This is a genomic window from Gordonibacter sp. (genome assembly GCF_036667095.1).
GTDB lineage: Bacteria > Actinomycetota > Coriobacteriia > Coriobacteriales > Eggerthellaceae > Gordonibacter.
This window is the reverse complement of record NZ_JAVWUP010000089.1, coordinates 1-10,557: the sequence shown is the minus strand read 5'-3', so window position 1 is coordinate 10,557 and position 10,557 is coordinate 1. Positions and strand designations below refer to the sequence as shown.

10 protein-coding genes are annotated in these 10,557 nt (G+C 54.0%); 1 reads left to right on the top strand and 9 read right to left on the bottom strand.

All coding sequences use genetic code 11. The annotated features are described in order from the left end of the window. The 5 genes from RR842_RS08885 to RR842_RS08865 all read right to left on the bottom strand — a co-directional run. Positions 1 to 1,316: recombinase family protein (locus RR842_RS08885; RefSeq protein ID WP_332729520.1), on the bottom strand; the 1,316-nt coding region annotated here is incomplete at its 3' end. Further along, positions 1,300 to 2,310: a recombinase family protein gene (locus tag RR842_RS08880; RefSeq protein WP_332729518.1), complete on the bottom strand. Its 1,011-nt coding sequence runs from the start codon at positions 2,308 to 2,310 to the stop codon at positions 1,300 to 1,302. The genes RR842_RS08885 and RR842_RS08880, both read right to left, overlap by 17 nt. Then, a complete protein-coding gene (locus RR842_RS08875; protein WP_216529927.1) occupies positions 2,310 to 3,953 on the bottom strand; it encodes a recombinase family protein in 1,644 nt (547 codons plus the stop codon). The genes RR842_RS08880 and RR842_RS08875 overlap by 1 nt, the downstream gene beginning before the upstream one ends. A 140-nt stretch (positions 3,954 to 4,093) precedes the next feature. Next, on the bottom strand, positions 4,094 to 4,348 hold the full coding sequence (locus tag RR842_RS08870; RefSeq protein WP_216529928.1) for a DUF6870 family protein: 255 nt from the start codon (positions 4,346 to 4,348) through the stop codon (positions 4,094 to 4,096). Positions 4,349 to 4,350: 2 nt separating this feature from the next. Next, positions 4,351 to 4,824, bottom strand: coding sequence for a sigma factor-like helix-turn-helix DNA-binding protein (locus RR842_RS08865; RefSeq protein WP_216529929.1), 474 nt, complete (start codon positions 4,822 to 4,824; stop codon positions 4,351 to 4,353). A gap of 278 nt (positions 4,825 to 5,102) precedes the next feature. Here RR842_RS08865 and RR842_RS08860 point away from each other — a divergent pair, with 278 nt between their 5' ends. Then, on the top strand, positions 5,103 to 5,888 hold the full coding sequence (locus RR842_RS08860) for a hypothetical protein (protein WP_332729517.1): 786 nt from the start codon (positions 5,103 to 5,105) through the stop codon (positions 5,886 to 5,888). 200 nt (positions 5,889 to 6,088) lie between these two features. Here the strand turns inward: RR842_RS08860 and RR842_RS08855 are convergent, their stop codons facing one another. From RR842_RS08855 to RR842_RS08840, 4 genes are all read right to left on the bottom strand, one after another. Then, the gene (locus RR842_RS08855) at positions 6,089 to 6,274 is read right to left on the bottom strand and encodes a hypothetical protein (protein ID WP_332729516.1); all 186 of its coding nucleotides are present in this window, start codon (positions 6,272 to 6,274) and stop codon (positions 6,089 to 6,091) included. Beyond that, on the bottom strand, positions 6,261 to 7,040 hold the full coding sequence (locus RR842_RS08850) for an ATP-binding protein (protein ID WP_216530025.1): 780 nt from the start codon (positions 7,038 to 7,040) through the stop codon (positions 6,261 to 6,263). The genes RR842_RS08855 and RR842_RS08850 overlap by 14 nt, the downstream gene beginning before the upstream one ends. 21 nt (positions 7,041 to 7,061) lie before the next feature. Beyond that, positions 7,062 to 8,591 carry an IS21 family transposase gene (gene istA / locus RR842_RS08845; RefSeq protein ID WP_332729515.1) on the bottom strand — a complete coding sequence of 510 codons (1,530 nt, stop codon included), beginning with the start codon at positions 8,589 to 8,591 and terminating at the stop codon, positions 7,062 to 7,064. Positions 8,592 to 9,066: 475 nt separating this feature from the next. Then, complete coding sequence (locus RR842_RS08840) at positions 9,067 to 10,278, bottom strand: IS110 family transposase (protein WP_332729514.1); 1,212 nt, start codon at positions 10,276 to 10,278, stop codon at positions 9,067 to 9,069. Positions 10,279 to 10,557: the final 279 nt, after the last annotated feature.

The window sequence follows — 10,557 nt, the reverse complement described above, 5'->3', positions numbered from 1 at the left end:
TGCCTGCGCTCTTGCGCCTTAGGCAGATTGCGCAGCTGGTCGAGCAGGCCCTGCAAGCCAAGGCCGAGGCTCAATTGCGCGCGAATCTGATCTGCCACCAGCATGCGCAGCTGAAGCTCGTCGATGGAGTTCTTCTGGCAGCCCCCGAACTTCAAATGCGTCCTGCACACCATGGTCATCGAGCGATACAGCCCGTTCACCTTGTTGCGGCAAGCCTGCATGCCCGCCCCGCATTCGGCGCAATAGGCCAAGTGGCGAAAGACGTTGTCTTCCTCGCCAAGCCCGACAACCGGCTCCATGTTCTCGACCGGCTCCGGACGCTTGCTTTCGGGCAATTTGCGCCCCTCGCGCTGCTTGGCGAGCTTGGCGAAGTCCTCTTTGGAAACGAAGGCCTCATGGGTGTTCGGATAGCGCAGCCACTCGCTTTCGGGCAGCCTCACGTAGCGCCTGCCCGTGGGCGTATCGCGCACCTCGCCCCTGTGCAAGATGAGGTCGCCCGTGTAGACGGGATCCTTCACGATGCTCGTGATATGACGTGATTCCCACATGCCGCAGATCGTGCCCGCAGGGTTCTTCTTTCGCATCTGCGAGGCGAAGTGCATGCCAGGAGTTGGAGCACCAAGGTCGTTGAGCTCGCGCGCGATCTCCTTAGGGCGCACACCGTCGAGCCTGCGCTGGAAGATGAGGCGCGCGTACTTGGCCGTTTCCTCGTCGGGCACCAGATGCGTGCGGTCGTCGCGATCGAAGCGGTAGCCGTAGACGGTGATGCCCTGAGGCGACACTCCCTGCTCCATCTGGCGCGACTTCACCTGGACGACCTTGCGCGAAAGGTCGCGCGAGTACGCCTCGTTCACGATGTTCTTCACCGGCACGATGATAGAGCCCGCGCTGGCAGGGTCTTGCGTGTCGAAGCAGTCGTTGACCGCGATGAAGCGCACGCCCAGGAACGGGAACACGTTTTCGAGCAGGTTGCCCATCTCCACATGGTCGCGCCCGAAGCGCGAGAGGTCCTTTACCACGACGCAGTCGACGACGCGCTGGCGGATATCGTCCATAAGGCGCTGGAATTCGGGGCGCTTGAAGTTGGTGCCGGTGTGCCCGTTGTCGACGTATTCGCCCACCACGCGCAAGTCGCCCTTGGTCTCGACGAAATCCCGTATCTGGTCAAGTTGGCTGCGAAGGCTCTTGTCGTCTTCCTTGCCGTTGTTCACCAAAGACAGGCGCGCGTAGATGGCCGTTCGCCATATGCGCTCTGCAGGCCGCGCTTGCACAGGCTCATCCGCAGCGGCGCTTGCCTTCCTAGATTTGCGTGCCATGAACTACCTCCTCGATGAAGGCATCCAACCCGCGCCTGCCGCCGTTAGTGCGGTGGGCATTGCGCGTTGCAAGGGCCTTCTGATACGTTTCTTCGTCTACCAACGCCTTTTGCGGCCCGCGCACGTAATTGCGTTCGCTTGCGGGAATCACCGCGCATTCGTGCTTTCCCGGCACGCCGCCCACGCGAAACGTAGACGGTGCCATAAGCCCCCGGTAGAAGGGGTTTTCAATCAGCTCATCTATGGTCCTTTTGCTCCAGTTGAGCTTGGATTTCGCAGCACGTCCGTAAAGCTGGCGGCAATGGTCTGGCGCATACATCACCCCGCGGCTGACTAGGAAGTCAGCAATATCTCCCGAGTGGCCGCCCGCTGCCGCCCAGGCGAATATCCTGCGCACCACGATTGCCGCATACTCGTCGACCTCGACTTTCCCGCCTGGCCTCCAGATGTATCCGTAAGGCACTTCCGATTGCTGGGGCGTTCGTCTGCGCTCGCGCTGTTCGCAGGCGGCATAGCGCGCATGGCTTCTGTGGTGTTTGGTTATCTGGTCGACGTACAATTCAAGGCTGTCGTAGAAGCTGTCGAAGCCCGCCGCGCAATCGATGAAGCGCACGCCGCAGCAGCCGACAATCGTGCGCAGGAAGTTCTGCGCCCACACGCACGAGTAGCCAAAATAGCCCACCGACGCCACCAGGATGCAATCGACATGGCGGCTTGCCACCTCATCGATCAGACGCTTGAGTTCCACGTCTCCCTTGGCTCCCGTATTGCGCTCGCGAAACGTCATCTCCTTCTTCAATGTGGGCATGCGGTGCAGCTTGGCCTTGCACATCTTCGACTGCTCGGCCATAAGCTCAGGTACGGAATGGCCGCTTCCATACCAATAGGTCGCGCTGATGTAGACAGCCGTGCGCCAAGGCTGCCCCTTGCCGTGCTGCCCGTCGTTTTGCGCGCGGGCCAGCAGGTCGCACAGCCTCTTCTCGGCCTTATCCATTACGCATCACCATCCTTTTGTGAAGCGTTGACGTCTACCTCGCCAGTGTTTCCCAGCTCATGGAAGCGGAAGACGATCTCGACGATGCCTCCCTCATGTATGTTGATGCGGTCGATGAGCTCCATCAGCATCAGCCGGTCGAGCTCCTCGAAGTCGCGATGCCGCGCGAGCGCGTCCAAGTACTCGTTGTCGGGCTCGGCGCGCAAAGCGCTCGCACGCTCGGCGATCTGCGCCATGGCCTTCTTCTGCTGCGCCACCTCGTGGTCGTAGGCTTTCGAGAAGTCCAGGAACTCCTCTTTGCTCAGCACCTCGTCGGCATAGTCTTCGTACATATGGCGCTTGAGCGATGCGATGCGCTCGATGCGTGCAACCATTGCGCGTTCCTGGCCCTGCAAGTCAGCCAAGAGCTGCGCGGTGCGCGAAGCCTGCTTCACCTTGCCCTCGACGTCGCCATCGTCAAGCGCGGCCGCCATGCGCTCGCGGATGCTGCGCTCGACTGCCGCCACCAGCTTGTTGCCGTTGATGTTGTGCGTGGTGCAGCTTTTGCAATCGTGCCGGTGCCCCATGCAGGTGTAGTACACGTATTCATGCTCGCCCCGGCGTATCTTGCGGCGCGCCATGGTGGAGCCGCAATCCGCGCAGAACACGAATCCCGCCAGCAGCCCCAGGCCTTTCTTGCCGGGCGATGTGCGGGTATCGCGCGCCGACAAATCCTGTACCAGGTTGAACGTGCGCTCGTCGACGATTGCCTCGTGCGACCCCTCGCATCTCTCCCATTCGCTTTCAGGGCGCGCGACGACGGTCTTGCTGCGGAAGTCGGGCTTGTAGGTTTTGCCCTGCACCAGCGTGCCCAGATACATCTCGTTTGCCAGGATGCGGATGACGACGCGCGCGCTCCAGGCGTCTTTGCCCGAGCGCTTGAAATTATCCGAAGGCCGCAGCCCTAAGCTGCGCATGTGCATGAACGGCGTGTCGGTGCCGTTGTCGTTGAGCTTGGTGGCGATAGCCTCGGCGTTCATGCCCTTCAGCCTCCATTTGAAGATGTCACGGACCACGGCTGCCGCCTGCGGATCGACCACGATCTTCGATTTGTCCGTCTCGTCTTTCAGGTAGCCGTAAGGCAGGCAGGGAGATACGCACTCGCCGCGCTTGCGCTTTGCCACCAGCTGCGTCTTAATCTTGGTGGACACGTCGCGGCAGTAGAAATCGTTCATCAGGTTCTTGAACGGGATCATGATGCTGTCGGACATCTGCGCCGAGTCCACGCTGTCGTAGTTGTCGGCGATGGCGATGACGCGCACGCCCATCTGCGGCAGCAGGCGGTCGAGGTAATAGCCCATCTCAAGGTAGTTGCGCCCGAAGCGCGACAGGTCCTTGACGATGATGGCGTCGACTTCGCGGGTGGAGAGCGCGTCGAGCATCTCCTTGAAACCGGGGCGCTCGAAGTTGCTGCCCGAATAGCCATCGTCGCAGTAGTCTTGGACGAGAGTGATATCGCTTCGCTCGGCCGCGAAGTCGGCGATGATGTTGCGCTGGTTGACGATGCTGTTGGATTCGCCGACGTTCTCATCGTCACGCGAAAGGCGCTCGTAGCTTGCAGCGCGCCAAGCGCCCCCGTTGGGCGCGTCAATGGTTTTGAGCATAGGAAAACCTCCTGTAAAGCAATGTGCCCAGGAGGTCATGGTTTCGGCTCTTGTTGTTAATGGAATAGAACCGGAATTCCCGCCTAGGCATATAGTAGACGGATTCGTTAATCTTTTCAAGCAGCACATTACGCACTGCGCTATGAGCTTTTGACGGTGACATAGTGGGCCAGCGCGTCTTCAAGAGAGCATTCGTTCTTGAACGACAGCTTCACCACCAACCCATCGGACTTGTAGCAGTACGGGTTGCCGATCTGCTCGATGAAGCTCGAAATGCGCTCGTCATCGCTAAGCTTCGGGTCAATCGCCACGTCGCCCAAGTCGCGCAGCGTCGAAGGGTCGACCGTAGTGACATCTACCTGCTTGCATTGCTCAAGGTAGGCTTGCATATCCATGGCTACTCCCCCATCCTTGCTGCACGGTTTTCGATTACGCGCCTTAAGTGCTTTAGGACGCGAGCACGATGCTTCGACACCGTTCGATGCGTCACCCCGATGCGGCGGCCATACTCGCGCATGGATACGCCTTCGAAGAAGAGTGCGTCGATAAGCGCCGCATCCTTCTCGTTTAACTGCGACAATGCAACGACCAGGTTCGCGATGCGCCTTTCAAATTCCGCCTCATCATCGTCATCGATGCCCACCTCGAATATCGAGTAGCAGATGAATTCGTAATCCAGCGCGTCCAAGCTCAGCACGCCATGTTTGCGATCGAGCTTGCGCAGGTAGGCAAAATGGTTGGTGGCCTTGTACCACTCCCGGTAAACTTCCTCGCTTACTTGCACGCTTGCCTTGCGATGAGCGCCGTGCTTATCGGTAGCCCTGGCGAACATCACGAACTTCTTGCTTTTGCCGTTGTCTCTTTTACGCATGATTCCTGCCTTTCGGTCGTAGAAGGGACAAACCCCCTCTACTGTTGAAGGCAAGAAACTTGGCTTTTGGATACCCTGCGATGGGATTTTTTTGCTTCTGCATGGCAGGCAAAACGAAAAAAGCGCCCCGTTCCCTACCTTGCAGCAGGAAAACGAGACGCTTTAGGGGTCTGCCCTATTGATAAAACAACGCTTCACCTGGCGCCAACCTGAGCAAAGTCGTTATAAAATAGTATATGGTATATATGCGATTAATAGTCACCTAAGAGATGTGAAAAATGGAAATATCCTACTTGAATAAAGAAATTGCGCTGGTGAGAGCCATAGACTGCAATGATGACGAGCCCGTGGATATGGACGCTATTATTTCGGCCATGGCAAGCGCCACCAACGAGAAGCGCAGAATCGACCTCATAAGGATGATTCCGTTCAGATTCGGCGAAGAGCTTATGTGTTTGAATTGCGGAGATGAGAACCTTGCCGACTTGGGCATAGGTGGAAAAGAAGATGCACGGGTGAAGACCACGCTGAATCAGTGGTTCCCCGCTATTCAGTATTTGGGCTTAGAACTTGTAGAAAACGGTGCTCCGGGAAAGCTTGAGCGAAGACAGAAGAATAGCGACTCATTTGATGTGTGCCGCGCAAAAGTCGAGCTCGAAGGCAACTACCATCTTATACAACGCAGCGAGTTTGACACCCTGGCGCACAACGTACGCCTGCTGTTATCAATGGCAGCGTTTTTCAACAGAGCAGAAGGGGCCACAAGCCCACTAACTGTTATCGGAGAAGATGATGACAGCTTCTTGGTAGATACAGGCTTGCTCGTAAACGAATACGCGCAAAAATGCCCTCTGCAGGCCAATTTGGATGAAATGAGTGACTCCTTGATAAAGACCGCAAAAAAGCTGAAATACAGCCTTAAACGGCATATCACGACCCCTGAGGGCACTTACGCCATGGTGTTACCAAGAGAGTTGACCGAGTGGTTATTACACCCGTATCGGTACATCGTTCCAGACCATCGGTACGGCATTCCGCAGCATCGGCACAGTGATTCTGCCTAGCAGTGCACACCCACAAGATATTGATTTCAAGGGCCCGACTGCAATCGAAAGCAATCGGGCCCTTTCAGCTACTAGATACAGCTCGTTTCAACGCGTGTGTCGTATATCGTTGTCACGGTAAACGGCTTTACGTCGGCAGGCAATTCGTTTCTCTGTGAGTACGGATTAGGATTACTGAGATCTAGAACCCCGGCGTGCCATCATAACGTGCAGGTTGCCGCAAGCTCAGACAACTCTCCGCATACTGAGTCGTTGACGTCCTCGGCCCGCATGTTCTTTGCAGCGAAGTCCACGATGTAGTCTTCCAGCTCAATCGGAACAGCCATCCAAAGATTCCTGCTGCATGCCTGCTGCAATATCTGCCGCACGGCCTCACGCGACAGCATGGTTGCTTTCTTTCAGATCGTCATCCTTGAAGCGCTCGCGCATCGAGATCCCACCCTTGATTTCAATGATGTACGCATTGTTCTTTATACGGTCGACCACCGAGTCTCCCGCAGGGCAATTGCCTAAAAGAACCGGCCAGCCATCAACAAGATACTGCGTGCAGATGATAGTGGGCTTCTTGGCTCGCGTGCGTGCATCGACGACAGCTAACAGCTCGTTTACTTCTTGGATGGTAATCGAATCGGAAAGCAACCAGTCATCCACGATAAGAAGCGGAAGTCGCTTCAGCGAGGTAATCTTCTTTTTGTGCTTCAATGGATCCGTACGAAGTACGAGCAGCTCGTCAACCATGTCGCGGTAGTTCAGATACTCCACCTTAACAAATTGGCGGCACGCTGCATTGGCGAGTGCCGACCCCATGAAAGATTTTCCGCCACCAGCCGCTGCTTGTATGATGATGTTGTGGCCCTTAGAGATGTAATCGCCTGTGGCAAGGCGCGATATCAACCCAGCGTCGAGTTCACGGTCTGAATCCATGCAAAGGTCTTCGAGGTGGGCATCGGGCTCTTCAAGATGCGCGCCCGATATGAGCCTTTCGATTTTCTCTGTCATCTTCACCGTGTAGAGATTGTCAATGAGTATTGCCACGTATTCCTGCGCGGTCAGACCCTTCGCCTGCCCACTTCTCTCAAGCGCCTCTGCGGCTTCAATTATGGCAGTAAGCTTCAGTTTCTTTAGTTGTTCTATCGTTTGCTGCTTTAGCATAATTTTGCTGTATCCTTCCAGCTAGTAGCGGCGAATAGCCCACGGGTTGCCGCCCGCGGGATCATCGAGCTCAGTGCTTTTGGCTGTATTCTTTATCAGGGTGCTGATGGCTTTGTAGCTCGGGTTCGCCAGAATCGAGAGCGCTTTTTCGCACGCGCTCTCGATTGCTGCTGATGAATGAGATGCACGCTGCTTTAAAAGCTTTTCGCACCAGCCCCATCCTTGCTCTTCGGCGAGTCCTTCACTTAGGAAACCTTCGATTACCTTTGTCGTAGCAGGGCCTGTCTTAGCTGCCTCATGGCGATACCACTCGCTGTCGTGATCGAGGTAGTCGGCATGATGCTTTGCGCGGTGCTCAGGATTGGTGATCGGTCCGTCTTCGGGCATATGCGTGCGCTGACGAGCATGAATGGCAATACGCTCGCCCTCGCAATAAACCTCGACGGCATGCGGCGTAGTGCGGACCTCGACCTCTTTGCCGACGAAGCGATGGGGAACCGAGTAGAGAACCTTATCGGCTGCGCATAAAACGTGATAGTTCTTTCCCACTTTGACTTTTGGCGACCAAATCGCGCGTTCCCAAGGGCGTTCGGGCAACGGCTGCAAACATGGCTTCTCGCGTTCCAAGAACACTTCAGCCCGAGATGAAGCGCGCTTTTGAAAGGGTTTTGCGTTTAGCTCCGCTGCCTTTGCGGCAACGGCTTCATTGAGTTCGTCAATATCGAAGAAGCGCTGTTTTCGCAGTTCAAGGCGTATCTTGTTGGCGAACTTGTCAACAGACGACTCGACGCTGTTCTTACCGCGTGGTCGGCGAGGTGCGTGCGGAATTACCGCAACGTTGTAATGCTCGGCAAATTCCCTGAACGTCCGGTTAAGCACGATCTCTTCGGAGGTATGCTTCGTTACGCCAGTTCGAAGATTGTCGATAACGACGATGCGGGGACACCCGCCGAAGAATGCGAAGCTGTCGGCCGCTGCTTGAAGCCAGCTTTCCATCGTCATATCGGGGTATGCGCGGACGAATACGTATTGCGAATACGGCAGGCAGGCCACGAATACCGGCACATCAGCGAGCTCGCCAGCATCGGGATTGCAGATGGTCAGCTTCTTGCCGGCCCAATCAAACTCTCCAATGTCAGCGGCGATGTATCGCCTGATGACGGCAATATCGTTGGCATCGCACCAGACATGGTATTTCTCGCAGAAGCGCGAGTATTGGTAGGGGCGCTTATCGGATTCAACCGCCTCGATGACGTATTCTTCCCACAGAATGGTCATCTTCATGGTTCTGTCGCGCGTCATTTCGTCGTAGATCTTTTTGTAGTCGATGGGCGCGTAGAGCTCGACTTGCTCAGGCTTTCCTCTTACCAGCTCATACGCTTCGGCGTCGGTAAGATCCTCAACATCCTTCCATCCAACATCGCGCTTCTTCGCGAGTTGCACGATGTCTTGTACCGTCGATCGGGCGCAGCCGCAAGCGTCTGCAGTTTTCTGCAAACTCAAACCGCTGGCACGATGGCGGAGCACATCGCGGTAGCTAACACTACTCATTAATTTTCTCCAATCATCGTTTTGCGACGCAGTCATCTTTGCTGCGCTAGCGATGATTTTGGAGAATGACGAGTATGCGAGTCAAATCAATATGTTGTGGTGTACCGATAGAGCGTAATGATGTACCGGTAGCCCCGTAACGGGTGCCGGTGAAATTTGGAACGATGTACCGATTTACTTGTAATAATCACACTATAAACCTTTTCGACTCACATGGAAACCATGTTTAGCTTTTTAGAATAATTTCCTTGAAATTATTCTTGTCAAGTATTTCATAGTTTATTCACGGTAAAACTCTGGGGTCAGACCTGTTATCCGGAGTCAAGAGTTGATTTCGATTTATTTTAAAGATCTGTAAAGGTTTATGTGAGGTTTATTACCCAGAAAAGCTCACCATTTTGGGCGTGAAAAATTAGGCCATTGTTCTCGTCGGGAAGCAATCACAATCGCTGAACTTTCAAGTATTTGAGTCAATTTAGGAGTTAAGATGGCCTCCTTGATGATGCTTTGGCGGCATTGGTTCATAGGGTCGTTGTTCTTTCATGAGAGACAATATCACCCCAGCAAGTTTTCTGGCAACACCGGACAAGGCTATGTAGTAATGGTTGCCTTCCGCCATCTTATTGCTACAGTAATCTCCAAAATAGGGGTCTGCTTGAGCGCAAGTTTTAGCAGCAAGCATCAACGCATAGCGAAGCTGGGCAGAGCCGCGCTTGGACATGTGGCCATCATTGTCAGACTCTCCAGATTGCTTTTTAGTAGCATCCATACCGGCATAAGCGATGAGTTTCTTTGGCTTTTCAAATCGATTTGCATCCCCTATTTCTCCCGCTATCAAAGAGGCCAAGGCAACATCAATACCTGGAATAGTAAGCAAATACTTCCCTTGAGTAACCTCTAATAATTCTTTTAACCGTGTGTCGATAGTTCCAATCTGGCCTCTCACGAAATCAAGGTTTTCAAGGACCAACCTCAGCTGAAAGGCAAGGCCTTCCGCAGCAAGTGATGCTCCAATTGAGACCTTTGCCGCTGCTTTTATCTGCTCGGCTTTTTCACGACCGAGGCGCCCACGTGAACCCTCTTTTATTATCTTCGTCAAAGTTCTAATATCAGTTTTTGCGATAGAAGCAGGTGTTGCATACTCTTTGAGCAGGGCAATTGCAGCTCCACAATATTTGTCCGCAAATAAATTAGCGAACTCGGGGAAGATCCGGTCAAGAACCGCCGTCGCTTTGTTCTTGACAGCAGTAGACTCAGATACCAAAAAGCTTCTGTAACGTGCGAGGTTCTTTAACTCCTCATTCGGCTCGTCTTTCATCTTTGATTCCGCGAAGTTTTTAAAGCGTAGTAAGTCGGCAATCAAGACGGCATCTATGGCATCTGTTTTGGTAACACGTACGCTTTCAACTTTTCTAAAGGCATCAGTTTGGATGGGATTTATAACAGCACAACTGTAGCCATTAGCAGACAAGAAATCGAACAGACAAATCCAATAATGCCCTGTTGCCTCCATGCCAACTTTACACTCATCAGGATTCACATCTTTGTCCTTCAAGCGCTGCAAGAACTCTTCAAACCCAGTTTGTGTGTTAGAAAACTTGAACGCAGGGATAACGACAGCCCCTTCAGCATCTTGTACCGCCGCAACGTGAGAGCGTTTTGCGATATCTATTCCGATGTAGTACATGGGATGACCTCCTTGCGTCTTCGAACTTGTTTCAAAGACAAAGGTTATCCCCCGAAGATGCAGGCACAATCTCGTTAGATATTAAACGCCTAGCGCCATCCTGTCTAATTCATGTCCTCCTGCAAGTCGGAGGTGCTAGTCTGACCCCAAGGACCGAATCCCAGACCCCAACCAAAGCACCCTCCGTCTTTTTATGTGTCTTTTATCTCATAGTTCCGCTGAGTTGAAAAGACTCAGTCGTTCTTGCAAAAACGACTGAGTTCATGATACGAGACCCCT